Origin of the sequence: Acinetobacter sp. (assembly GCF_036666595.1) — a bacterium.
In the GTDB taxonomy this organism is placed as follows: domain Bacteria; phylum Pseudomonadota; class Gammaproteobacteria; order Pseudomonadales; family Moraxellaceae; genus Acinetobacter.
This window is the reverse complement of the sequence record NZ_JAVWVO010000006.1, coordinates 190,845-216,262: the sequence shown is the minus strand read 5'-3', so window position 1 is coordinate 216,262 and position 25,418 is coordinate 190,845. Positions and strand designations below refer to the sequence as shown.

The following is a 25,418-nucleotide window of genomic DNA, read 5'->3' as shown; positions in this document are numbered from 1 at the left end:
GATCAATCAGTAAAAATCCACACAAGTTGTTCTTCATAATCTCTTAATGATCTTCTCACTGATTCGTCATCAGCAAGACCTTCGCTTTAAGTTATTCACTACATTGCGTTGGTGTGCTGCGTATTCTATACAGTTTTATTTGCAGCGCAAGTGCATTTATATAAATAATTTTAAAAACCCACCCGACTGGTCATTTTTAAATCAAAATAAATGTTTTGGATTAAATTATAGTCAATATTATCAAACTATCCACTATTTAAATGCACTATCTAAATAATAAAAACAGCTAATGCTGCTTTTATTTTGAATGAATAGGCTATTGTGCTTGTTCAGCAAGCCAAGCCATAAACGCTTGGCGTTCAGATTTAGATGCACTTTTCCAAGTATTAATTAATTGTTGAGCATTGCCAGCACTTGTTAAATCTTTTTGTTTATCTGTCCCAGCTTTCGCAACAACAGCTTGTGACGTATAGACTGGTGCAGGCTGTACCACTGTCGTTGCTTTTTGAGTTAGATCGGTTGGTGCATCAGTAAATAGATTTTGAAGAATGCCTGCATTTTGAGTTTTACTGCCCTTTAGCTCAACCAGTAACTGATTTTTGGCATTGTAGAGACCAAAGATCGGCTGCTTGGCATAAGCTTTTGCATCATCATGGTTTTGCGGAGGATTGATCAGTGCCAAACGGTAAGACTGTTGGTCTTGTAAAATTGGGGTCTTAATATTCACAATCCCTGAGCGAACGATATCGTGTGAGCCAATACCTGGATGCTCTTCAAAAAACTGGGTATAGCGAACACTGATAATATTCTCACCTGCATCAATATTATATTTATTGTCAGAACTGAATAAACGACTCTTAACCTCTTGCCCATTTAAGCCTTCAATTTTTATTTCCTCTGGGGCAGTAATAGTCACTGCTGAAAATACTGAAGTACTCAACATCAATGCTGCTGTTACAAGGGTTATGCGTAAGGTCATTTTTACACTCTATCGATGGTTTATTAAAGTTTAGTTGCACTATGCAGTGTATAAATGACAATTTTATGACAATTTCTGAGCTTAGAACCAACTCGCAACTACAATATATATTGCTAAGCTTTGATATTTTAAAGATAAATCCCTAAACAAAAAAAGAGCAGATCAACTCTGCTCTTTTTCATTTTAATGACTAGCTATTAATTAAATTTTTTAAAGCGATCCACTTCCGCCATAAATGTTTTCTCACCTGCAGGTGCTTCAATCGAACCAAAAACAAGTTGTGCACGGAGTTTCCAATTTGCGGGGATATCGAAGATTTCTGCAATCTCAGCATCTACGATTGGATTATAGTGCTGTAATGACGCGCCAATATTTTGCTCAGATAATGCAGTCCATACGGCAAATTGAGCAATTGCAGAAGAATGTTCAGACCACACTGGGAAATTATCTGCATAAAGTGCAAATTGTTCCTGCAATGATTTTACAACATCTTGGTCTTCATAAAATAAAACCGTGCCATAACCCGCAGCAAAGCTATTAATTTTCGTATTTGTGCCTTCAAAAGCAGCTTCTGGAACAATTTTACGTAAAGTTTCACGTACGATATTCCAGAACTGTAAATGCGACTCACCAAATAAAGTCACAATACGGGAAGTCTGTGAATTGAACGCAGACGGGCTGTGATTTACCGCTTCTTTAATTACAGATTCAATTTGTTCTGGTGTTAATGCTACGTTTTTACCAACAGCATAAATGGTGCGACGTTGTTTGATGTGGTCTAAAAATGACATGTTATTTTCCTCAGCGATCTCACGATCTTGTTATATACAGATTCATATTCATCATAGCTATTATTTTGAATTTGAACATGCTTAATTCAGCGACATAGTGTCTTAAAAATAGAACAATATGCCACAATATTACAGAACTTGATCCAGAGACCAATAAAGATTATCTCGTGTCATTATGCATAGATCATAAAGCGCTCTTCATCTTTATAATGTTCTTTTTCAACGGCTTTTTCCTCTATAGAACCAAAGACCAATTGCGCACGTAACAACCAATGTTTTGGAATCTCAAAAACCTTGGAAATATCAGCATCAATACTCGGGTTATAATGTTGTAATGAAGCACCCAAACCCGCATCTGCTAAACAAGTCCATACAGCATATTGGGCCATACCTGAAACTTGCTCTGACCAAACTGGAAATTCTGCCGCATCAAAAGGAATTTTCTTTTGTAATTGTTGAATGATCTGTTGATCTTCATAGAATAGAACTGTGCCAAACCCTGCCGAGCATTGATCAACCTTCAGTTCTGTACCAGCAAAAATATGCGCGGGGACTAACTTACGCTGCACTTCTTTTACAACATTCCAAAAATGATGATGCGCATCGCCCATTAAAATCACAATACAAGTACTTTGTGAATTATGCGCCGAAGGACAACTTCGCACAGCCTCTTGGATCAATTCAGCTAAATACACCTGACTTAAATGCACACGCTTTCCTAAAACATAAATACTACGGCGCTTTTTTAGTTGATCTATAAATGTGGTTTGTTTTAGGTCTTCTGCGTGATTTTTTTTAAATTTTAAGTCTTTGGTTAAATCCGTTGTTAGAACTTGTCCAATTTTATGTAATAAAGCCATACCGTGTTCCCCAAAATGTACAGTGATGCCTATTGTGTTAGGTGCTAGTGTAATCTCAGGAGAATCACTTATATTCATTACGTGATTCCTAAATGATTGTTTTTAAAACAAACAAATTGAATAAAAAAATAAACTCCGCATTTAGCGGAGTTTATGTGACTGATCTAACACTTTAAAATTGTGCTGTTCAATCTTATTTCTCTGTTTCGAACAAAGCAGCAACAAAGGATTTTGCAGAGAAAGGACGTAAATCGTCAATTTTCTCACCAACACCAATGAAGCGAATTGGAACATGTGTACGACTGGCAATATTAAATAGTACACCACCTTTCGCAGTGCCATCGAGCTTGGTAATCGTCAGGCCTGTCAAACCAACCGCCTCATCAAACATTTCTACTTGATTAATCGCATTTTGACCCGTTCCTGCATCGACCACCAACATAACTTCGTGTGGTGCAGTCGCATCAATTTTTTGCATGACACGTTTTACTTTGGTCAACTCTTGCATGAGATGACCTTTGTTATGTAAACGACCTGCGGTATCTGCGATCAAGACATCAACACCTTTCGCGCGTGCACTTTCAAACGCATCGAAAATTACGGAAGCGCTGTCAGCACCATGACCTTGTGCGACTACGGCAATATTATTACGTTCACCCCAAATTTGAAGCTGTTCAGTCGCTGCCGCACGGAAAGTATCCCCCGCAGCAAGCATCACTTTCTTGCCTTCACCTTGTAAACGTTTTGCCAATTTACCAATGGTTGTGGTTTTACCCACACCGTTTACACCCACCACCAAAATCACATAAGGCGTTTTGTTCGGATCGATATGTAAAGGTTTCACACGTGGTGCTAGTAAAGCTACTAACTCTTCCTGAAGCGCTTTATATAGTGAGTGCGAGTAAATTAAATCGCCACGTGCAGTACGTTCAGTTAAGTTGGTAATAATGGTTTTCGTTGCATCAACACCGATGTCTGCGACCAAAAGCTGCTCTTCAACCTCTTCAAGCAGTTCGTCATCAATTTCCTTACCACCGATCAAAATATTGACCATACCATCGGCAAGGTTTTTACGAGTTTTGGTCAACCCGACTTTCATTCGGCTAAAGAAACCACCCCTTTCAGATGCTTCTGTTTCTTCTGAGCTTGTTTCAGTCACAATGACTGGATTAACCACTGTTTGCTCTTTTGTTTCAACGATTGGCACATTGACCACAGGTAAACTTGGTAGTGTGACATCGTCATCCCCGATATCAGCATCAATCAAAAATTTGTTCTGCTCATTAGATTGCTGTTGCATGCCGAATCCTTGAAAAGCACTGCGTTTAAAAAGACGGATTCTACCATAAAAGATAGGCTTTCGCTTAGCAACAATACTTTATGTAAACACTTAACAAATCAATACTTCTGGCGCTTGATCTACTTCGCATTTTTCTTAAGAATGGTTATTTATTGAAATGCTTTAACTTCACTTCAACCTGAGCCCAAATTTTATATGCATCACTTATTAGTCACGCATTCTTATAAAAAAAGTTTAGTTGCACTGGGTTTAACTCTACTTTGTTTACCTATAACTACCCATGCACAAATACGCAGTGAACTTACCCGCAGTAGTTTTGAAACTACTTTAAGCAATGGCTTGCAGGTGATTATCCGTGAAGATCACCGCTCACCGATGGTCATGACCCAAATTTGGTACAAAGTCGGCAGTACCGATGAGTCTGGAAATATAACGGGTATTTCTCATGTACTGGAACATATGATGTTTAAAGGCACATCCAAAGTTCCCAATGACGAATTCAGTCGCTTAAGCCGAATCTATGGCGGTACCGTAAATGCCGCAACATTTACCAATTACACCAATTACTATCAGCTTTATCCTAAAACTTACTTCCCGATGGCTCTAGAGCTTGAAGCAGATCGTATGCGCAATCTCTTACTACGGAAACAAGACTTTGACCCTGAAATTAAAGTGGTGATGGAGGAGCGACGCCTGCGTACCGACGACAACCCACGCTCACTTGCTTTCGAACGCTTCAAATGGATTTCGTATCCCACAAGTCACTATCGTCAACCCGTCATTGGGCACATGAAACACTTGCAAAATATAAGCCTAGATGACGTGAAACAGTGGTATCAAAAATGGTATAGCCCAAACAATGCAATCTTGGTGATTGTGGGTGATGTCAATGCAGAATCCGCCCTCAGACAAGTTCAAAAATACTTTGGCGACATCAAAAGTCATCCAACACCTGTACGCAATGATGTGACTGAGTTTGAGAACATTGGCTACCGTCACATGGAGCAAAACACCAATGTTGAGGTGCCAAATTTATATATGGCTTGGAATGTGAAATCACTTGCAACAACAAGCAATCCAGAAGATGTTTACGCGCTCACACTTATTCGAAGCTTGTTAGATAGCGGGATTAGCTCTCGATTGCAACAGCGCCTTGTGCGCGACAAAAAATTAGCGACCGCACTGAGTGTCAGTTATGACCCTTATAACCGTGGAGACAGTTTATTTAGTATCTCCGCACTTCCAGTCACTGGCGTGGAACTTCCAGAGCTACAAAAAGCCATTGAACATGAAATTGAGCGACTCAAAACAGAAATTGTTCAACCACAAGAGCTTGAACGGATTAGCACACGCTTTGTTGCAAACTTAATTTATGGTCAAGATGACATTGTCGGGCAAGCAAAGATGATTGGAAACTTAGCAGTGAACGGTTTGAATTATCGACTGATGGATCAGCTTCCACAGCATTTTGAAGCAGTTACACCTGAAGATATTCAGCACGTTGCCCAAACCGCTTTTGTTCGTAATAACTTAAGTACGTTGTACCTTCAACCAGAAAAGAAGGCCGCAAAATAATGAAAAATCAAAAGACCGCCTTTCGCCTGCTATTTATTACCATGTCTGCTTTTTGCACTACCAATGTAATTGCAGATGTAAGTACAAGCAGTGTTAGCAATGATGATCCACGTACATTACAGTCTATTGCTTCTCTACAAAGCTTAAAACAAGTTCAAACCAGCGACCTTTATACAGCACCACATGTACACGAACTTAAAAACAGATACAAAGTTCGAAGTCTATTTGTTGAGTCACTCGCCTTGCCGATGGTGGATATTCAACTTACCTTTAATGCAGGCTCTGCACGAGATATAGAAGTAGAAAAAGGCCTATATGGCGTTGCCAATATGGCGGCACAACTCATCGATGAAGGCACTACGCAACATGATGCAGTTGAAATCGCGAATGCCTTTGAACAAGTCGGGGCTCGTTTTAGCGTAGCTGCACACCGTGACATGTTTGTGGTTCGACTGCGTTCGCTGTCTGACCCTAAAAAACTAGATACTGCAGTGAGTACTATGCTTGAAGTATTAAAAGACTCTACTTTTAAAAATAACAGTATTAGTTTGATGGTGAGTAATACCCAAGTGGGTCAGAAGCAATTGAAAGAAAGTCCGAGTCGATTGATGAGTATTCGCTTTTATCGCGCGCTCTACGGTTCGCACCCTTATGCTGAACCGATTACGGGAACCAATGGCAGTATTAAAAAAATTACGACTCAGCACTTAAAAAAATTCAGAGATGAATTTCTGGTTAGTCAAAATATGAATATTGCACTGACAGGCCAACTCAGTGCGAAACAAGCGCAGAAACTAGCTGAACGAATAAGTGCAGCCCTCCCACAAGGTGAAGCGGCAAAGCCACTTGCTCTACCACAAGATAAACCCAACTTTGATATTCAACATATTCTGTTTAATTCAACTCAAGCCCATGTCACCATGGGACATCTATCAACCACGCGGGATGATCCGGATCGTTTAGCGCTCGAACTAGCTAACCGTATGTTGGGTGGGGGTGGATTTAGCTCCATTTTAATGAAAGAACTACGCGTTAAACGTGGATACACCTATGGAGCAAACAGTGCTTTTACATTTAGTCAAGCGGCTGGAAGTTTTAGTCTAAGTTATTCAACCCAGCAAGATCAGCTCATGGACAGTATACAAGTGGCACATAAAGCCCTAGTTGACTTTGTCCATCAACCAATTGATGCACAGCAGTTAGAAGAAACTAAAGCCGGTATGTTACGCAGCCTACCCAACAGCTATAGCAGCAATGCAAACATCAATGCACAACTCGGCTCTATAGGATTTTATCAACAAGATGCGAATTATTTAGCAGATTACCCAAAACGTTTAGCTGCGATCACGCCTTTAGATGTTCAAAATGCGATACGTAAACACATTCACCCTGAAAGTCTTACGCTTGTGATTGTCAGTAACGCTTTAGATAAAGAGCAACTTCGACATATTTTAGAATTGAATCTTGATCCGAACATTAAGCAAAGCATACCGCATCCTGATCAAATTCCTGCGATTATTGAACCTCCGGAGCCAATGCCGGAAGCTGCTTCGCCCGATTCTGTTCAAACTGATGAGCCTGCATTAATCTAAAGTAATCAATATAGGAAATCTGGTTTTCCAAAACCAGATCTTGAGCCATCTCTTGTGTTTCTGGGAAAGTCGCTTGATGAGATAAGCGACTTACATTTTCAAATTGGTTTGGAGAAATAGGCTGAGATAAAGCAATACTCGATAAAACGACAATAAGCATAATGATCGATGCCATCAGACCATTATAAATTTGTACAAGCGTAATCTGTGATTTTAATTTAAGAATTTTTTGGATCGCAATGTGCATAACCTACCTCTAGTGAAACTAGTGTAAGTAGTGAATTGCATAATCACAAGTTGAAATGCTGAAAAATGCCCCCATTAATGCTAAAGAGGACATAATTTCAGCAAGTCAGATTGTTTGTAAAGCAAAAGTCTAACCAACAATGCTACGAATAACTGCAAAATAGAGCACCAAGGCAATTACCCCCAATGCAATCATAATGGCGAAAGCCCCAACACCATTTTCTGCATCTGCAGGGTGTGCAGGATCGTCATCTGCAATACGTCTTAGCTCCCCATTGTATGTTTCATAAAAATCAACTCGTTGATTTTCATCAAGCTGACGTGTGAAATCATAAACTCGTTTACGTTGTGCCAAACAAAAATCCCCAAGATGAATTTCTTGATGGAAAACTGCTTCATCTAATAGTGTTCGGTGATATTGCGCCAACGCTACAATTTGAGAAACAGTTGGAGGCATATCAAAATCAAAACCGTCTAATGTATTTGTCATGTTATTCTCCTTATAAAATACAGTTTCCTGTTTTATTATCATATTCAATCTTTTGATTGTTCATTGTTTAATCATGTAAACAAAATAAGATGAAGAATACTCGACAATATATTTGACAATTCCAGCAATTTGTAATAAATATTTAACATTAGCGTGATATTTATATCTAAAGGTAAAATTACCTTTAAGTGATCATAATTAGAATAAGGAGCTTAATATGATTCAACAAATCTCTCATCATGACTTAGAACATGCGTATGCGGATGCAGTAAACACCATTCAATCACAAATGAACTTCGTAGAAGCAGTACAACAGTTAGAAAGCGTTGCACGCGCTGGCCACGGTAAAGCAGCACTGTTTTTGGCAGAACTTTATTATCAAGGTTTCCGCGTAGAGCGCGACTCGCTTAAAGCACAATACTGGCAACAGCTTGCCACCATGAAAGCATAATAAAACGTCACCTAGGTGGCGTTTTTTTTGAGCCTAACATTTTGATATGACATATTTATTTACATAGTTATGCAAAGCTTACACTGAACTTTCATCTTAATTATTTAAAATAGCGTCATGTTCCTTAATGACATAACGCTATGTACAAAATTTTGAAACTACAACCGATTTCAAATCATTTATATTTAAAAATCAATATTCTAAGAGGCATGATGTACTGCGGTATTCTTTGGGGGCTTTACAACGCTGAACAGCAAGGCTGGGCGATGACCTCAGATCACGATGACTATGTTTTCCCCTTTTGGCTCAATGGTTTACACGCACACCAATATGCTCAATTACACTGGCCAAACTATATTCCTAAAAAAATCACGCCGCAAGATTTCCAAAGCGCATTACTGCCTACTCTGTCACGCTTAAAAGTCACCCCTGCGCTATGTAATGGCACAAAGCGTATGAAGCTCAGTACATCTCAAATGCGTCACTTTTTCTTCAATGACCGTATTCTAGCGCCAGCTTAAGGCTCATTAAAATAATGAAGCTCAATTAACTTATTATTTTATTGAGAGCTATGACTGTAAAGTATTTGCTTTTTTTTTAAATCGCGCTAATTTAAATATAAAAGAATAACCACAACCGAGGATATGCCCTATGACCAATGTTGCTCAAGTATTAAAAGATAAAGTACATCAAGCAATCTACACCATCAGCCCTGAAGCCACCGTTCTTGAAGCAATTTCACTTATGGCAGATAAAGGCATTGGTGCACTTGTGGTCACACACGGAGAACGCGTTGTAGGTATATTGTCCGAACGTGACTACATGCGCAAAGTCATGTTGATGGAACGTACTTCAAAACAAACCACAGTCAATGAGATTATGACAGCCAAAGTACTAACGGTCACAACAGCCGTTACGGTTGAAGAATGTTTAGACCTGATGACAGACCGCCACCTACGTCACTTGCCCGTGGTTGAGCAAGATAAATTATTGGGACTCATTTCGATTGGTGACTTAGTTAAAGCGGCAATGGATGATCAAAAGAAACTGATTGAGCAACTACAACAGTATATTTCAGGTTAAGTTTTAATGTTTAGGTGTTAAACCATAAACATATACTCAGTATTAGCTACTAATGATAAAAAGATAAAACCAAGATCATAAAAAATCCCTGCTCTAAGCAGGGATTTCTATGTAAATATGGAAAACTTGAACCTTAATTCAGACCTAATTTTGCAGCGACATAGTCTGCATCTTTGTCGCCACGACCAGATACATTCACCACAATTTTAATATCTTTGGCCAACTTTGGAGCTTCACGCAGTACCCATGCCACGGCATGCGAGCTTTCAAGTGCAGGGACAATCCCTTCAACACGTGACAACCGCATAAACGCATCCAAGCACTCTTGATCAGTCGCAGTGGTGTATTCAACACGACCTAAATCTTTCAGCAGACTGTGCTGAGGACCGACGCCAGGATAATCTAAACCTGAAGCAATCGAATGCACTGGTAACGGTTCACCTTGATCATTTTCAAGTACATAACACGCCATACCATGAATTTGACTTGGTTTGCCTAAGGTTAAGGTTGCCGAGTGCATGTCGGTATCTAGACCATGACCAGCAGGCTCTACACCAATTAGTTTCACATCTGCATCGTTTAAAAATGCGGTGAAAGCCCCCATAGCATTTGAACCACCACCGACACATGCAACCACATAATCTGGGTTAGCACCAAAGCGCTCATGGGTTTGTTCTTTAATTTCTTTACCAATAATCGACTGGAAGTCTCGCACCATCATTGGAAATGGATGTGGCCCAACAACCGACCCAATAGCATAGATATAATTGCTTGGATCTTTTAAATACTCTTCAAAAGCACTGTCCACAGCATCTTTCAACGTTGCAGTACCACGTGTCACTGAAATGAGTGTTGCACCAAGAATTTTCATTTTGACGACATTGGGATGTTCTTTTTCAATATCCACCTGCCCCATATGAATTTCACACGGAATCCCGACCAAAGCACAGGCTGTTGCTAATGCAACGCCGTGTTGGCCTGCGCCCGTTTCTGCAATGACTTTGGTTTTACCCATATATTTTGCAAGCAGCGCTTCACCCAAACAGTGATTAATTTTATGTGCGCCTGTGTGGTTTAAGTCTTCACGCTTTAGATAGATCTGTGCCCCGCCCAACTGTTCAGATAACCGTTTTGCATAAAACAACGGACTTGGACGACCAACATAGTGCGCAAACAGTTCAGCAAGTTCAGTTTGAAATTCTTCTGTTACACGAATTTGCTCGTAAGCGACTTTAATGTCATCCATTGCCGCTTTTAAGTGAGGTGGGATAAACTGACCACCATAGTTCCCAAAAAAGCCCGCATCATTCGGCAAAGCAATACCATTAATTTGATGATCCATTTTTTATGATCCTTATTCTTTAAATATGCTTTCTTTCCAGCTTTATCGTGCTAAATACTTGGTCATATCCTCAACACCTTTGAGGGTCATTGGGTACATATGGTCTTCAAAAATTTGTTTAATTAAACCAATCGTATGGGTGTAATGCCAATAACGATCTTCTTCTGGGTTCAACCATGCTGTTTTTTCAAAATGATTGCATAAGCGCTGCAGCCAGACATTGCCTGCCTCATCATTCATATATTCAACCGAACCACCCACAGAATTGAGTTCATAAGGTGCCATAGAAGCATCCCCAACCACAATTACACGATAGTCGCGTCCGTAGGTATTGAATAAATCCCATGTATTCATACGGGTGCTTGAGCGACGCACATTGTCTTTCCAAACATAGTCATACAAACAGTTATGGAAATAGAAATATTCTAAGGTTTTAAACTCAGTTTTTGCCGCACTAAACAGTTTTTCGCATTGCGCAATGTGTGAATCCATCGATCCACCCACATCAAACAACATCAGCACCTTAATACGATTACGACGCTCAGGCACGAGCTGCACATCGAGTATGCCTTGCTTCGCGGTTTCACGAATTGTACCGTCGATGTCTAACTCTTCAGCCGCACCTTGTCTGGCAAATTTACGTAAACGACGCAATGCCATCTGCATTTGGCGCGTTCCGAGAATTTGATCATCATCCAAATTCTGATATTTACGTTGTTCCCAAACTTTTACAGCAGAACGTTTACGTCCCGGCCCACCAATACGCACCCCTTCAGGATGATCACCATAAGCACCAAATGGAGACGTTCCTCCAGTGCCGATCATCTTGTTTCCACCCTGATGTTTCTTATGCTGTTCGCGTAAGCGTTCTTCCAGCATTTTCATGAGTTCTTCTAATGAACCGGCTTTCTTTAATTCTTCACGCTGCTCAGGAGTTAGATGCTTTTCTATGAGCTCTAAATCAAACCAGTCTTTCGGTAACTTTTGAACTTTATTGAGTAAATCATCTAAATCAAAAGTTGAAATTCCATCAAAATAGTCCTTCATACCTCGGTCAAATTTGTCAAAGAAGCGTTCATCTTTCACCATAATAGTTTTGGCGAGTTGATAAAACTCTTCTTGATCAGCAAAGACCAAACCTGAAGCAACAGCTTCATTCAGATCGATCAGTTCACGCGTCGAGACGGGAACACCGTATTTGCGTAAGGTATAAAACAAGCGCACAAACATGCGTGTTTCTCCTTTAGCGACGCGACATAAAGGCTAAACGTTCAAGCAACTGTACATCTTGTTCGTTTTTAATAAGTGCGCCATATAAAGGTGGAATGGCTTTAGACTTATCATGATTACGCAGTACATCTTCTGGCATATCATCGGCCATCAGCAAGCTTAACCAGTCAATCAACTCAGAGGTTGATGGTGGTTTTTTTAGACCCGGAACTTGACGTAATTTGAAGAAAACTTGCAATGCTTCATTGACCAATGCCATTGAAATTTGCGGAAAATGAACATCAATAATTTCACGCATGGTTGCGTCGTCTGGAAATTCAATATAATGGAAGAAACAACGACGTAAGAATGCATCTGGAAGTTCTTTTTCATTATTTGAAGTAATAATCACAATAGGACGTTGTGATGCAGTAATGGTTTCGCCCGTCTCATAGACATAGAAAGACATCTTATCCAATTCATGCAACAAGTCATTTGGAAACTCAATGTCCGCCTTATCAATTTCATCAATCAATAAAACACAACGTTCTTCACTGGTGAACGCTTCCCACAATTTACCCGGTTTAATATAGTTTTTAATGTCATAAACACGGTCGTCACCCAGTTGACTGTCACGTAGACGCGAAACCGCATCATACTCATATAAACCTTGCTGGGCTTTTGTGGTTGACTTGATGTGCCAAGTCAATAATTTTAAGCCTAAGCTCTCAGCCACTTGTTCAGCCAGTAAAGTTTTGCCTGTACCCGGCTCACCTTTGACCAATAAAGGCTTTTGTAAGCTACGTGCAGCTTTTACAGCAAGTTTTAAACTATCGGTAGCGATGTACTGATCTGTACCCGTAAATTGTTGTGTTTCAACAGACATGATTAAACCTTATTTTTATTAATTACAGTGGTGAATGATTGTTACTGACAACTACTTTGGTTTTATTAGCCACATATTTTGACCAAAAGAAACCGATCACAAGCCCCACACCCATGACAAAGAGAATCAGTGACAAATTTGACCAAATGAGTGCTGATTCTTTCGTTAACACACCGAAAAGCAAGCCAAAAATAGCCGGTGCAATCGATGAGTTTGGACCTTCGGAAACCGTTGGCGTCAATAAAACGGCAAAGATCATCATCCATGTGATGCCACCCAACAGCTTCGGCAGGCGTGTGGCGATGGAATACCAACACCACAAAATCAGCAAACTGCCCAAAAGGTAAACTGTGACAGCAATACTGTCTTCAGGAATTGAATCGAGCATTGAAAGAAAACTATCCACGGTGCAACTCCTGAATTATGCTTTATGCGCCACGAAGGCCTTCTGGTGCCACAGCGTTCGGATTGATTAATCCTTCTGGCGGCATTTGTAGGAAGAAGCCTTGAGTTTGAATCGAATCCATGACATGCAATACATTTACACGGGCCAATTTACGCGCTTCACTCAGCTCTAATGACATCACAAAAGTCGCTCGACCAAATGCAACACGAACAGCTTCAGGTAAAACATTCAATGGGCTAAAATCTTCAGCGGCTTGATCGGCTTCAGTTGGGCAAGCAATATAAAGATACATTTCATCTTTTTTGCTTGATTTATAAATAGAACATTGCATATCTAAAACAGCACTCAAATAACTCAAGCCACAGGATACATCAAATAAAAGCAGCTGACATTAGTCATGATTAACGCATCAGTCGTGATTTTGTATAAATATTCAAACTTCAGACCAATTGACTAATTATTAATCCATCACTTTCATTTGCGTCGAAAGATAGCTTTCATCACGGCGTAGGAGCTGAATTAAAGGTTGGGTTAACAAATCATAGCGCCAACCTAATAAATAATCAGGCAAGTCTTGCTCATCATTATGAAAAACCACATGTTGATGCAGTGCGTTCATCCACTTTTTGCGCATCAACACTTCTTTAGGAATGCTGGTTTCATTGACCACATTTTGAATTAAGTGATCAATCTTCTCTCCCACATCTTTTGAAGAATGACGGATCGGACGTGCCATGCGTAGCGGCCAATCTGCTTGCTCAGGCAAGAACTTCACCAAATCTAAAATGGTTTTGCCATACTCGCGGACAACGTTTTGACGTATGTCTTTTACACCCGATAACTGAAAAGCATTTTTTGGGTTTTTTTCAACCAAATCAATCATGCTTGAGTTTTTCAAAATGAAACTACGTGGTGTATTTAGCGCTTTCACCATGTGTTCACGCCATACAGCCAACTGCTGTAACTGCATTAACTGACGACGTGAATGTCGATAGTTACCAATATCTTGATAGAGTAAATGCAAAGGCGTTTCTGTCGCGATTTCTTGCGTCAGATGCTGACAGTCTTCAAGTGCAAAATGTAAGAGTGACTTTGAATCTAGTTCTTGTTTAACTTTTTCTGAGAGATTCATCAAGTACAGCACATCGTTTGCCGCATAGCTCAGTTGTGCAGGGCTTAATGGACGTGCCAACCAGTTTGAACGCGTTTCCCCTTTGTCGATATCAACATCCAACATTTGTTTCAGGGCATTTTGATAGCTCACTTGTAAGCCATGTCCTAAGAAAGACATACCCACTTGGGTATCAAATACATTGTTTAAAGTTTTATGCTGTGCATAGTGATAAATCAGGTCAATATCTTCGCTACATGCATGAAAGACATTTTGCTGTGCGCGAAAAAGTTTATTCCAAAATTCAGATAAATCGAGTGTCGTCCCATCAAGTAAATAGACATTGTTTTCGACATTGATTTGAAATACGCCTAACTTCGGCCATAAAGTATCGACTTTGATGAATTCTGTATCGAGTCCATAGACTTCGTTACGATCCATTTTTTCTAAGACTGGTGTTAAGTCTTGTTGCTGCTGAATAAACTGAAACATATCCTACTGCGTCTAATGCTAGATGCTCTTTGGGCTATCTTACCTGAATAAGATGATTTAGCTATCAAGATTTCTAAAGGTTTTTTAATTATTTGCCGTTTTTTGTGATTTTTTTATACAACTAGATTCAAATTAATATTTTTTTTATCTTAATCAAGATTGCAGTCTTGTAGCTCAACTAAAAAATGAAACAAGTATCGAAATACTTATTTCATTCGCATTCTATTATGTACAGCTTGGCTTAAGGTATGACTATCGACATATTCAAGTTCACCACCCTGTGGTACACCTTGTGCAATACGCGTCATTTGGACCGGTAAATGTTTCGTCGCCTCGACCAAATAATGCGCTGTGGCCTGACCCTCTACCGTTGCATTGGTCGCCAAAATTACTTCTGTTACTTTACCATCGCCTAAACGCTGGATTAGATAAGGAATGCCGATTTCTTCAGGCCCAACACCATCAAGTGGAGATAAATGCCCACCCAATACATGGTACTTACCGCGGAAACTGCCACTCTGCTCAATCGCCATCACATCTGCGGGTGACTCAACCACACAAAGTAGTTGATCGTCACGTTCATGCGAGACGCAAATATCACAAACTTCGTTTTCAGTCAGTGAGTGACACAAACTGCATTCGTGAATATAACTGGTGGCTTCGTTCAAAGCATGTGCAAGACCCACAGCCCCTTCACGATTTTTCATAATCAGATGAAGCGCCATGCGCTGAGCCGATTTCGGCCCAACACTTGGCAAAATACGTAAAGCTTGTACCAATTGATCAAAACGATCGCTAAACACTATACGTATTCCTTAATTAGAATAAACCAGCAAGACCCGGTGGTAAGCCTGCACCTGAGTTTGCAGCTTTCATACGCTCTTCAGTGATTGCTTCTGCTTGACGTGCCGCATCATTCATTGCCGCAGCAATTAAGTCTTCAATCATGTCTGCATCATCTTGCAATAATTCAGGATTGATTTCGATACGTTTTACCACATTACGGCAAGTCATCGTCACTTTAACCAAACCACCACCAGCTTCAGCATGCACTTCAGTTTGTGCAAGTTCTTCTTTGGCTTTTTTAATGTTGCCTTCCATGTCTTTTTGCATGCGTTGAGCTTGCTGCATTAACATATTAATGTTCATTAAAATCTCCGAACATAAAATTAAAAATTAGATTAAGTCTAAACCACGTGTGATATCGCGAATAATATCATCAATATCTTCTAAACCAACAGAAACACGAATTAAACCTTCACGAATTCCTGCGGCTTGTTTCGCTTCTGGTGAAAGTTTGCCATGGGTAGTCGTTGCAGGATGGGTAATGGTCGATTTGGCATCGCCCAAGTTACCTGTAATTGAAATAAACTGGGTATTGTCAATAACAGTCCAAGCCCCTTCGCGCTCGCCTTTCACCTCAAAAGAAACAATCCCACCAAAGCCTGTTTGTTGCTTCGCTGCAAGTTCATGCCCAATATGCTCAGGTAAGCCTGCGTAATACACTTTTTCGACTTTCGGGTGTGTATTTAAGAATTCTGCCAGCTTTTGCGCACTTGCTGAGTGCTCGCGCATACGTAAACGTAAAGTCTCTAAGCCTTTTAAGAATACCCATGCATTGAAAGGACTCATTGAAGGCCCTGTGGTACGTACATAACCAAACACTTCTTCGAGTAATTTATGACTACCCACCACGGCTCCACCGAGAGCACGACCTTGACCGTCCAAATACTTCGTCGCTGAATAAATCACCAAGTCCGCACCAAACTCAATTGGGCGCTGTAATACTGGCGTACAGAAACTATTATCAATTGCTAAAAGTGCGCCATTGGCATGTGCGATATCAGCAAGTGCTTGAACGTCTGCCACTTCAGCCAAAGGATTCGACGGAGACTCAACAAAGAGCAATTTAGTTTCAGGCTTAACGGCATTTTTCCATGCATCTAAATCTGTTAAATCGACAAAGTCGACAGTTACACCAAACTTAGCCACATATTTTTCAAACAAAGATACGGTCGAACCAAATACCGCACGTGAACAAATCACATGATCACCTAGTTTTAAAAATGACATTGCAATAGCCATAATTGCGGCCATACCTGAACTGGTTGCCACTGCCCGTTCTGCACCTTCTAAAGCTGCAAGGCGTTTTTCAAACATTGCAACAGTTGGGTTGGTAAAACGCGAGTAGATGTTCCCTGGCTCTTGACCTGAAAATTTTGCTGCGGCCTCTGCTGCATTTTCATAGACAAATGATGAAGTTAGAAAGATAGGTTCGCCATGTTCTCCCTCGAAACTACGCGTATGCCCAGTACGAATGGCTAAGGTATCTAATTGGTATTCAAATTCGTCTTGTAGGCTCATGGCTCTGGTTCAGTCGACAGACTGCCTTTGTAAAGAATTGCCAACATTTTGAGCGTCTAGGCTATTTAAGGTCAAGGTAAAATACGCGAATATTGATTAGACTTCGATCAAACTTTCTGCTTATTTGAGATCTAAGACCTATATGCACTCTTTAAAAACTAAAATTTCAACGCATCAAAATAAATTAAAGAATCTTTCTACGCGTATTTTTAATGGAAAGTCACTCATTTTGTCACAAAGCACACCTTATGAAGTGATTGAAACATTTGATCTGACCCAAATTCGCTATTACGCACCTGAAGTGCGTAAGTATAAAGAACCCTTAGTTTTTGTGGTCCCACTAGCCATCAATATGTCTATTTACGACCTTTATCCTTATCGCTCGCTGGTGAAATACTTCCAACAGCAAGGCTTTGCCGTATATGTGATTGATTGGGGGAAATTAAATATTCATAACCGTCATTTTAACTTTCTGACGTTTATTGATCATTATATTCCACTCTGTATACAAAGCATTTTAAAACATAGTGATAGCGAGCAAATTTCTCTGCATGGCTGGAGTATGGCTGGCATTTTCGTGACCTTGTATACCGCCCTGCATCAACCTAATTTTGTGAAAAATTTAATGGTTTTGGGGAGTCCAATTGACAGTTATAAATCTGGGCGAAATGGACAGTTCTTTGCATACCTCAATCGAATCATTTCAAAAAGCAAAGCATTACAACAGCAAATTTATCAGGGCAAAATACCAAAGCGTCTACTTCATACTTCTGGAGGGTTAAATACTTTTGGTTTTAAAATCATTGATCCTATCGGATGGTTTCAAAGTCATAAGAATCTGCTACTTAATTTAGATGACCATGAAGCCTTGTATGAACATGCCACCATTGGCGGTTTTCTCAATCGTATGATTGATTATCCCGGCGGCATCAACCAAGACATGCTTTTTAATGTTTGGCTGCGTAATCCACTCAAAACTGGACTAATCACATTAAATGAGAAAAGCATAGCTTTAAAAAATATACAGTGCTCATTGCTTGTGGCTGCGGGCACAACAGACCAACTTGTTACAGCAGAGGCAGCTCAGCCATTAACCCAATTGACAAGTAGCACCGATGTCACGTTTACTCTTATCCCAGGGGGACATTTAGGACTGATGTCGAGTAAGCGTAGTGCCGATGAATTTTGGCCACAACTGGCTCAGTGGTTAAGTGAACGTTCAAGTAAAATTTAAATACTAAGGTTTGACATGATTCAGTCAGTTGCATTTATCGGTCTAGGCGCCATGGGTTATCGCATGGCATCACACTTACCTAAACACTTTGAACGCGTGTGGGTATGGAATCGCAATTTTGATAAAGCAAAACAACATGCCGAAGCCTATGGCACGCAGGCGGTCGAACTTAAGCAAGCAGTTCAGGCCGATGTAGTCTTCTCTTGCCTTCCAACCAGTCAAGATATTGAAGACTTACTTGCACAAGTTGAGCTTAAAGCAGGCAGTATTTGGGTCGATTGCACCAGCGGTGTACCTTCTTCTGCAAAAAAAGTAGCTGAACTGCTTAAACAACACGGTGTGGACTTTTTAGATGCACCTGTGAGTGGTCAAACCATTGGTGCTGATAATGCAACCCTTACGGTTATGATCGGTGGTGATGCCGCAGCTTTTGAACGCGCACTACCAGCTATTCAAGCGTTTGGAAAACTGATTAAGCATGTCGGCGAATCAGGTGCTGGTTTTGCAGTTAAAGCCGTAAACAATATGCTTTTGGCTGTGAACCTCTGTGCTGTTGCCGAAGGTTTTACCACACTCAAGGCTCATGGCGTAAACTTAAACGAAGCATTAGATTGCATTAATGCATCGAGTGGTAAAAGTGGCGTCACTGAAACTGTTTTGCCCCAGCGCATCCTTAACCGCAGCTTTCCGCTTACGTTTGCACTCCCTCTATTGGCAAAAGATACGGGCATCGCCGTTGATTTAGTCCGCGAAGCAAAACTATCCGCACCTGTGATTGGACTGGCTCAAAGTTTAATTCAAACTGCCAGTGATTTATCTGAAGCAGACAGCGATTTTTCTTCCGCAGTTAAACTATATGAGTCATGGAGCAAAATTACTTTAGAGTAATGCTTATCATAGTCAGTCATACTTTAACTTTAATCATAAGTTAAGCTATTCCGATGACCGAACAAAAAGCCTCATAAAGAGGCTTTTTGTTTATTTCTAATTTTATTGACGTTTTGATTCATTAAATGTCTAACTACATATTTAAAAGCCATACGCTGTATCAAGCTGAGTTCCTGTTGATGCAAATTATAAAAATCATCTGGGCTATCAAATAAACCGAAATCTTGGTTAATCCCCTTATCTTGGATAAAAGTATCATTCAAATTCCAATCGATAGGTGGATTTTCAAAATTCTCGGTAAATACCCCAAAACCACAAAAGGTTGTTTTTTGATGCTTATTTATACTTTGTAATTTTTCTAGATAGAGTCGATCAAGAATTACACCCTCCAAAATATACCATTGTCCATTCACATGAACTTCGACCCAACTATGTAAAATATTCTTGGGCGATAACTTATACCAAATGCCTTTGATTGCGCCTTTTTGTAGGGCTTTATCGATGGTAAACCCGTGTATCCGAGTGGCTACCCCCACCGCTCGAAGTAACGCCATCAATAACGTTGCTTTGGTATTACACTGACCATAACCGTCGCTTAAGACTTGAGATGCCTGTATCGTATCTCCCGTGTTATAGCCAAATTGAACCTCATCACGAACGAAGTTATAAATATTTCTCACCTTATCTACTTCATCAAGATCTCTCCATTTGCGTTGTTCAATCAAATTATGAATTGATGGATGATGATAATCTAAAATCGGTGTCTGTTCTAATAGCCTTTGCATACTCAGCTCTCCAGTCTAGTCATTTGATTTAAAACTATGGAGTTAGTCCAAGGTCAATATTTTTACTGCCCACTTTTATAATGAATTAAGACTAAAGATTGTTTTGAGCTTGATTAATTTTATAGTAGAGCTCTGTATACTCAATTAATTCAGCACATATAATTTTGTATAAAAAACCGAATTAAATTTAGGATAAACAATTTATGCTCAAAGTCATTGCTCAGGATTTTATTAAACTAGAACATATTGATAGAGTCATGCCTTTATATCGTGAACTTGTAGAAAAAACAAAAGCGGAACCGAGATGTATATCCTACGACCTATTTATTGATCAGAAAGATGCTGGGCATTTTATATTTATTGAAGAATGGCCTGATCGCGCAGCGCTAGATGCGCATTGTGAAACGGAGCATTTTAAAAGACTAGTACCATTAATTGACCAATACCAAAGAGCTGCAGGAACGTATATATTGATGGATAAGTTTTTACACCAAAGTAGCTTCACCTAAATCGAATATGGCATCGAAAAATAAAACTATCCGATAAATACGTCCATATAAAATTACAGCGAAACATCTTAATTTAAATATTTTTATCTTTCATTGCAGGCATGAGGATTTCTTTAATACAAGATGCATTACTGGTGGAGATGATAAATTTTATGGCTAGAATGACATCAGATAAAGGAATTAAAGCATGATTAGTCTCTGCCAATACAGTTGCGGTTGGAACATCTGCTTCATATTCTGTCGCCAAATACCCTAGATTTAAAACACTCACCCCAATCAGGTCGTTACGCAAAATCTCCCGCAATGATTGAGCAATTCCACGCAAAGCATATTTCGTTGCAGAAAAGACCAACTCTTTGCCATTATGATTATCTACACCCCATGTAGAACCAATCAATATGACTTTAGCGTTATCCGATAACTTTAAATTTTCTATCAAGGACTGAAGAGACTGAATACAGGTATTAATATTTGTATTTAGAATGGTATTTAACTCAGCAGATGAAACCTCTTCAAAGTTATAATTCTCTGTAAAAGCATTATTTTCCCAGATTCCAACATTATAAATAAGAACATCTATTTTTTCATCTTTGACTGCTTTTTTTACTTTATCCACCGCATCTTCAGGAGTAGATAAATCTGCACAAATCCAATTCAATTGAGCATTATTTTTAGGCATATTACGGGAGACACCATAAACTTTATCCTGAGCTTCAGGCACCAAGTTTACAATCGCTTTGCCTAAGCCTCTACTTGCGCCATAAATTAGAAAAGTTCGACTTAAACCATTCATATTTTAATTCATCCTTTCATAACGAACTACATAATGATTTAAACTTAAGTTAAGTGTAAATCAAGCTTTATTCATCATTTTATATTTTGCTCAATGGTTTATATTTAGTCGCTAAAGACTATGATTATCTAAATTACAGACAATAATTTATATTTCCATAATTTGTTTTCCACCCACTTATTTCAAGTAACTCTTTGACACATTTCATTAAAAAATAGTAATAAATGAAGTTTTTAGACTGTCTAAAATAAGCATGAAAAAAGTCTATTTTAGACAGCAAAATATCATTAAACGATAATGATGCATAAGCGCTTAATCCAAAAAAAATGAATAACTTAAAAAAATTCATTGCTAATCGTATAAAAATGCCTGAAATAGCATTTGAGATGAGGCGAACATTAAAGGTTAAAAATGCTGACGCACCGAAGCACTGTGGCCCTCTCAATGAAATTTAAAAATGTTAGAGCCTAAGAAAAGTTGTAAAAATAGACTAAATTAAATAAAAAACTTAAATATCCATTTCTACCTGGTATTCTAGAAGCAATTGATATATATACATTTTATGTATTATATGCAGCAATTATGAAGTAAAATTACAATTGAGTAAGAACTCACCATTGAATAAACAGAACAAACCCCTATAAAGTAATAGCGTGACTACATACAATGTTACAAACTGAGGAAATTCTCATGAAAAAGTTGACTGTAGCGGTTTTTGCCAGTCTTGCAACATTAATCGGGGCGCAAAGTTTTGCGGCATCACCTGAGCAAGAGTGCCAAAAATTAAAAGATGATCATGATGTCATTTATGCATCTAAAGGTTTCTGTTTTAAGGACCCTGAAGCGAAAGCAAAATTTGGCAATGATAATTGCTACACCACTAAACCCAAATTCTCTGAAAAAGAGCAACAACGTCTTGACGCCATTAAAGAACGTCAAAAAGAACTAAACTGTAAGTAAATCAGTTTAAGCGAAACTTAAGGAATAGACATGGCTTACGATGAGCAAAACATTTTTGCACGAATTTTACGTGGTGAACTTCCAGCCATTAAAGTATATGAAGATGACCAAGTTCTTGCATTCATGGATATTATGCCTCAAGCAGACGGTCATACTTTAGTCATACCCAAAACACCTGCGGTGACTTTACTCGACCTCCCTGCCGATGCTGCTGCCTACACCATTCAAGTGGTACAAAAAGTAGCAAAAGCCATTGAAGTCGGTTTGGATGCCCAAGGGATTGTTCTCATGCAACTGTCTGGAGCTGCTGCTGGGCAAACCGTTCCCCATGTACATTTCCACCTCATTCCGAGTTCGGTACATGAGCTAGGTAAGCATGCGTTACAAATGGGTGATCAAGAAAAAATCAAAGCGCAAGCAGAAAAAATTCGTGCTGCTTTGTAATTCCATCCATTCAATCAAGGAGCTTCGGCTCCTTTTTTAGGCCTAAAAATAAATAAGATCAAGAATATAAGTATCCAGAATCTACCTTAACATTTTATCGCGGAAATACCTTTGACATTGGATTGTTTAATATTTTTGTAATATTCCCTTAATATTAATGACTTATTTGTAATCAATAATGAGCGCCAAGAGACAGAAGTCTGATGAATAAAAAGACGACTGAATAACCTTTTATAGACGAATCAACAAAAAGTCTTTCTTGGAGCTACACATGAAAAAAACACTTTGCGCATTAGCAGTTGGGGCAACTTTACTTACACCAGCTTTAGCGATGGCTGCTGACGTAAAAATTTATGGCCGTGCGCATGTTTCTTTAGACTATCTGGATGATGGCGCTGACTATAATGAAGTTGGTCTTTCTTCAAACTCTTCACGTCTAGGCTTCAAAGCTGAACAAGAACTTGAAAATGGCATGACTGTATTCGGCCAAATTGAGCAAGAAATTAACTTCGCAAGCGGTTCATCAAATGACAACGTTGAGTTTGCTACTCGTGATACTTTTGTAGGCTTAAAAGGTGACTTCGGTCAAGCACGTGTAGGTCGTTTTGACAGTCCGTTCAAAGCTGCACGTGGTCCAATCAACTTCTTTGGTGACATGGTTGGTGACGTACGTAACGTAACACGTGTAGGCAACTTGAAGTTTGATGAGCGTAATGCAAACACCATCGAATATAAATCACCTAAATTTGGCAATGGCTTCAATGTATTAGGTGCACTTTCTTTACATGAAGCGAATAGCCCAGATGCAACAAAAGATGGCGCTAAAGACAAAGATAAAGCCTATGACTTAGCTTTAACCTATAAAGAAGGTAACGTTGACTTCGCTGCTGCATACGAGCACTACGAAGAAGAAGCAACTAACGGTGAGCGTGATGGTTTCCGTATCGCTGGCGCATACAAAATCACACCTGACTTTAACTTAGGTGGCATGTACCAATTCCTACAACATGACAACTCTACAGTTACTCCTGATGCACAAGTCTTTGGTGTAGCGGGTGAATACAAGTTTGCTCCAAAAACTTTAGTACGCGGTGAAGTATTCTACCGTGATGTCGATGCAGATGATGCAAACTCAACATTACTCGCTGTTGGCCTTGAGCACCGTCTAGACAAAGCTGTTCGTGTTTATGGTAACTTAGCAACGGTTATTAATGATGACAAATCAAACCTAACCCCTTGGAAAGAAGGCCGTACAAATAGCGTAAGCGGTGTAGCGGGTGAAAACAGTCTTGGGCTTTCTCTAGGAATGCGTTACGACTTCTAAGTTAACGCTCCACTAAAAATTAAAAAACACGCTTCGGCGTGTTTTTTAATTTAGAATTTTAAGTAATAAAACAGCCATTGTATGATGGCTTTTTATTTCGGATTTAGCGCTTTAAGAAACCTGAAACCAAGTTTAATACCTGTTGGATATCCGCGTTGGCTTCTTGAGGATTAGTTTGTCCTGCTTGTGGGGTGAGTGAATCAATAATTTGCGGTAACACTTGTGAAATAGCACTATATACATCTTGTTTAGGTGCATTGGCTTGCTCTGCAACTTGCTCCACCGCGGCATCATCAAACAAGTTTTGCACTTGCTCTGGATTTACACTGGCATTTTCTCCTGGCCCTGTAGAAACCCAGTCCTCAACCTGACTGCTTAAACCTTGCCCTTTGAGTTTATCTAAAGCTGCCTGCAAGCCACCTTGCTGCTGAATCCATGCCAAAATCAAAGGCAATACCGCAATCAATAAACTTTTTCCGCCACCTGCAAATCCTGAGTTCTGCGAGTTTGGTGCCTGCTGCGACTGCCCACCAGTCAAACCACCCAACACCGAACCTAAAATATCGCCCAGACCACCCTGTTGTGTTTGACCCGTACTACCCGCTCCGAGCTGTCCAAGCACCGAACCCAAAATTCCACCCAAACCACTTTGCTGGTTTGACTGTTGCTGACCGCCCATGGCCTGCTTTGCCAAAATTTCTATAATATTATTAAGGTTCGTCATCACTTTATCTCGTCTAGGTTTTTAAACAGCATACGATGTTTAAAAAAACCCTATAGAGATAAATTGTTAATTTTTGCTATGAATGAAAAAATAGGGTTGCAGTCGAATCACCAACGGAATTTATTCCAGTTTTCAGGATTCGCCCAAAATTTTGAATTGAACCAGTCAGGCACATGCTTATAGGTCAAAATATTAAATTGCCATAAAGCAAAGTCTTTACCATGCGTCGTTTTATCGATTAGCTGCGTAAAACCTAAAGCGCGAAGCAGTTGTTCATCCTGCAATTGACTCACCACCACAATACGCTTTGCCATCAAATCTCTTAAACGCACCAATAGTTGTGATTTTTGTTGTGAAGTTATATTTTGCATTTCTGCCGTGTCAAAAAGCACAAAACCTAAATCATAGCGCTGGGTAAAAGGCAGACTTAAAAAGTCAGATACGCTAAAATATTGCCATTGAATAGATTGATGATGATTTGGGCTGAGATCCTGCCCAATGCACAATGCAGTTGAAATAGGCTGTTCTTGAGATAAATCGTCTAGCATAGAAGTAATGACGTTCAGTTCAGCCATAACCG

30 protein-coding genes are annotated in these 25,418 nt (G+C 39.6%); 11 read left to right on the top strand and 19 right to left on the bottom strand.

All coding sequences use genetic code 11. The features are described 5' to 3' along the window. Window positions 1-316: 316 nt before the first annotated feature. The 4 genes from RR876_RS10280 to ftsY all read right to left on the bottom strand — a co-directional run bounded on the left by RR876_RS10280 (window position 317) and on the right by ftsY (window position 3,930). Window positions 317-979, bottom strand: coding sequence for a DUF2057 family protein (locus RR876_RS10280; protein WP_332477297.1), 663 nt, complete (start codon window positions 977-979; stop codon window positions 317-319). A 197-nt stretch (window positions 980-1,176) separates the two neighbouring features. After that, window positions 1,177-1,770, bottom strand: a complete 594-nt coding sequence (locus RR876_RS10275; protein WP_332477298.1) for a nitroreductase family protein — start codon at window positions 1,768-1,770, stop codon at window positions 1,177-1,179. 173 nt (window positions 1,771-1,943) lie between these two features. Further along, window positions 1,944-2,630: a nitroreductase family protein gene (locus RR876_RS10270; RefSeq protein WP_332477432.1), complete on the bottom strand. Its 687-nt coding sequence runs from the start codon at window positions 2,628-2,630 to the stop codon at window positions 1,944-1,946. A gap of 193 nt (window positions 2,631-2,823) precedes the next feature. Next, window positions 2,824-3,930: a signal recognition particle-docking protein FtsY gene (ftsY, locus tag RR876_RS10265; RefSeq protein WP_005401241.1), complete on the bottom strand. Its 1,107-nt coding sequence runs from the start codon at window positions 3,928-3,930 to the stop codon at window positions 2,824-2,826. A gap of 195 nt (window positions 3,931-4,125) precedes the next feature. Between ftsY and RR876_RS10260 the strand changes: the two genes are divergently transcribed. Together RR876_RS10260 and RR876_RS10255 are read left to right on the top strand one after the other, a co-directional pair. Next, a complete protein-coding gene (locus RR876_RS10260; protein ID WP_332477299.1) occupies window positions 4,126-5,505 on the top strand; it encodes a pitrilysin family protein in 1,380 nt (459 codons plus the stop codon). Next, entirely contained in the window at window positions 5,505-7,097 is a 1,593-nt protein-coding gene (locus tag RR876_RS10255; RefSeq protein WP_332477300.1) for a pitrilysin family protein, read from the top strand. Before RR876_RS10260 ends, RR876_RS10255 begins: the two co-directional genes overlap by 1 nt. Here RR876_RS10255 and RR876_RS10250 read toward each other — a convergent pair. Next, window positions 7,021-7,344, bottom strand: a complete 324-nt coding sequence (locus tag RR876_RS10250; protein ID WP_332477301.1) for a hypothetical protein — start codon at window positions 7,342-7,344, stop codon at window positions 7,021-7,023. The two genes, RR876_RS10255 and RR876_RS10250, sit on opposite strands and share 77 nt — an antisense overlap. A 129-nt stretch (window positions 7,345-7,473) precedes the next feature. Next, entirely contained in the window at window positions 7,474-7,833 is a 360-nt protein-coding gene (locus RR876_RS10245) for a hypothetical protein (protein WP_004984633.1), read from the bottom strand. Between the two features lie 217 nt (window positions 7,834-8,050). On the opposite strand from RR876_RS10245, the gene RR876_RS10240 reads away from it, so the two are divergent. The 3 genes from RR876_RS10240 (at window position 8,051) to RR876_RS10230 (ending at window position 9,367) form a co-directional block, all read left to right on the top strand. Further along, window positions 8,051-8,284 (top strand): hypothetical protein, encoded by a 234-nt coding sequence (locus tag RR876_RS10240; protein ID WP_004697075.1) that lies wholly within the window; start codon window positions 8,051-8,053, stop codon window positions 8,282-8,284. A gap of 140 nt (window positions 8,285-8,424) precedes the next feature. Then, on the top strand, window positions 8,425-8,805 hold the full coding sequence (locus RR876_RS10235) for a DUF2750 domain-containing protein (RefSeq protein WP_062032637.1): 381 nt from the start codon (window positions 8,425-8,427) through the stop codon (window positions 8,803-8,805). A gap of 130 nt (window positions 8,806-8,935) precedes the next feature. Beyond that, entirely contained in the window at window positions 8,936-9,367 is a 432-nt protein-coding gene (locus tag RR876_RS10230; protein WP_332477302.1) for a CBS domain-containing protein, read from the top strand. Between the two features lie 133 nt (window positions 9,368-9,500). Here the strand turns inward: RR876_RS10230 and trpB are convergent, their stop codons facing one another. The 9 genes from trpB to RR876_RS10185 form a co-directional block, all read right to left on the bottom strand. After that, entirely contained in the window at window positions 9,501-10,709 is a 1,209-nt protein-coding gene (gene trpB / locus RR876_RS10225; RefSeq protein ID WP_332477303.1) for a tryptophan synthase subunit beta, read from the bottom strand. Window positions 10,710-10,751: 42 nt separating this feature from the next. After that, window positions 10,752-11,939, bottom strand: a complete 1,188-nt coding sequence (locus RR876_RS10220) for a VWA domain-containing protein (protein WP_332477304.1) — start codon at window positions 11,937-11,939, stop codon at window positions 10,752-10,754. A 13-nt stretch (window positions 11,940-11,952) separates the two neighbouring features. Continuing rightward, window positions 11,953-12,804, bottom strand: a complete 852-nt coding sequence (locus RR876_RS10215; protein WP_332477305.1) for a MoxR family ATPase — start codon at window positions 12,802-12,804, stop codon at window positions 11,953-11,955. 22 nt (window positions 12,805-12,826) lie between these two features. Beyond that, on the bottom strand, window positions 12,827-13,210 hold the full coding sequence (locus RR876_RS10210; RefSeq protein ID WP_332477306.1) for a hypothetical protein: 384 nt from the start codon (window positions 13,208-13,210) through the stop codon (window positions 12,827-12,829). 22 nt (window positions 13,211-13,232) lie between these two features. Then, window positions 13,233-13,541, bottom strand: coding sequence for a YcgL domain-containing protein (locus tag RR876_RS10205; protein ID WP_332477307.1), 309 nt, complete (start codon window positions 13,539-13,541; stop codon window positions 13,233-13,235). 129 nt (window positions 13,542-13,670) lie between these two features. Beyond that, a complete protein-coding gene (locus RR876_RS10200; protein WP_332477308.1) occupies window positions 13,671-14,813 on the bottom strand; it encodes an HRDC domain-containing protein in 1,143 nt (380 codons plus the stop codon). A 206-nt stretch (window positions 14,814-15,019) separates the two neighbouring features. Then, entirely contained in the window at window positions 15,020-15,616 is a 597-nt protein-coding gene (gene recR, locus RR876_RS10195; RefSeq protein WP_332477309.1) for a recombination mediator RecR, read from the bottom strand. A gap of 16 nt (window positions 15,617-15,632) precedes the next feature. After that, window positions 15,633-15,962 (bottom strand): YbaB/EbfC family nucleoid-associated protein, encoded by a 330-nt coding sequence (locus RR876_RS10190; RefSeq protein WP_062032624.1) that lies wholly within the window; start codon window positions 15,960-15,962, stop codon window positions 15,633-15,635. 27 nt (window positions 15,963-15,989) lie between these two features. Further along, the gene (locus tag RR876_RS10185) at window positions 15,990-17,177 is read right to left on the bottom strand and encodes an O-succinylhomoserine sulfhydrylase (protein WP_332477310.1); all 1,188 of its coding nucleotides are present in this window, start codon (window positions 17,175-17,177) and stop codon (window positions 15,990-15,992) included. 142 nt (window positions 17,178-17,319) lie between these two features. On the opposite strand from RR876_RS10185, the gene RR876_RS10180 reads away from it, so the two are divergent. Then, on the top strand, window positions 17,320-18,411 hold the full coding sequence (locus RR876_RS10180) for an alpha/beta fold hydrolase (RefSeq protein ID WP_332477311.1): 1,092 nt from the start codon (window positions 17,320-17,322) through the stop codon (window positions 18,409-18,411). A gap of 15 nt (window positions 18,412-18,426) precedes the next feature. Then, on the top strand, window positions 18,427-19,299 hold the full coding sequence (locus RR876_RS10175; RefSeq protein ID WP_332477312.1) for an NAD(P)-dependent oxidoreductase: 873 nt from the start codon (window positions 18,427-18,429) through the stop codon (window positions 19,297-19,299). A gap of 71 nt (window positions 19,300-19,370) precedes the next feature. Here the strand turns inward: RR876_RS10175 and RR876_RS10170 are convergent, their stop codons facing one another. Next, window positions 19,371-20,084, bottom strand: coding sequence for a transglutaminase-like domain-containing protein (locus tag RR876_RS10170; RefSeq protein ID WP_332477313.1), 714 nt, complete (start codon window positions 20,082-20,084; stop codon window positions 19,371-19,373). A gap of 203 nt (window positions 20,085-20,287) precedes the next feature. On the opposite strand from RR876_RS10170, the gene RR876_RS10165 reads away from it, so the two are divergent. Further along, window positions 20,288-20,593 carry a putative quinol monooxygenase gene (locus tag RR876_RS10165; RefSeq protein WP_332477314.1) on the top strand — a complete coding sequence of 102 codons (306 nt, stop codon included), beginning with the start codon at window positions 20,288-20,290 and terminating at the stop codon, window positions 20,591-20,593. A gap of 73 nt (window positions 20,594-20,666) precedes the next feature. Here RR876_RS10165 and RR876_RS10160 read toward each other — a convergent pair whose 3' ends face one another. After that, window positions 20,667-21,386, bottom strand: a complete 720-nt coding sequence (locus RR876_RS10160) for an SDR family oxidoreductase (RefSeq protein ID WP_332477315.1) — start codon at window positions 21,384-21,386, stop codon at window positions 20,667-20,669. A 690-nt stretch (window positions 21,387-22,076) separates the two neighbouring features. Here RR876_RS10160 and RR876_RS10155 point away from each other — a divergent pair. The 3 genes from RR876_RS10155 to RR876_RS10145 all read left to right on the top strand — a co-directional run bounded on the left by RR876_RS10155 (window position 22,077) and on the right by RR876_RS10145 (window position 24,114). Next, complete coding sequence (locus RR876_RS10155) at window positions 22,077-22,346, top strand: YARHG domain-containing protein (RefSeq protein ID WP_004697032.1); 270 nt, start codon at window positions 22,077-22,079, stop codon at window positions 22,344-22,346. 30 nt (window positions 22,347-22,376) lie between these two features. Next, the gene (locus tag RR876_RS10150) at window positions 22,377-22,790 is read left to right on the top strand and encodes an HIT family protein (protein WP_004697031.1); all 414 of its coding nucleotides are present in this window, start codon (window positions 22,377-22,379) and stop codon (window positions 22,788-22,790) included. A 271-nt stretch (window positions 22,791-23,061) separates the two neighbouring features. Then, complete coding sequence (locus RR876_RS10145) at window positions 23,062-24,114, top strand: porin (protein ID WP_332477316.1); 1,053 nt, start codon at window positions 23,062-23,064, stop codon at window positions 24,112-24,114. 103 nt (window positions 24,115-24,217) lie between these two features. On the opposite strand, the gene RR876_RS10140 is transcribed toward RR876_RS10145, so the two are convergent. Further along, window positions 24,218-24,838 carry a YidB family protein gene (locus RR876_RS10140; RefSeq protein WP_279678180.1) on the bottom strand — a complete coding sequence of 207 codons (621 nt, stop codon included), beginning with the start codon at window positions 24,836-24,838 and terminating at the stop codon, window positions 24,218-24,220. Window positions 24,839-24,945: 107 nt separating this feature from the next. After that, entirely contained in the window at window positions 24,946-25,413 is a 468-nt protein-coding gene (locus RR876_RS10135) for a DUF6231 family protein (RefSeq protein WP_332477317.1), read from the bottom strand. Window positions 25,414-25,418: the final 5 nt, after the last annotated feature.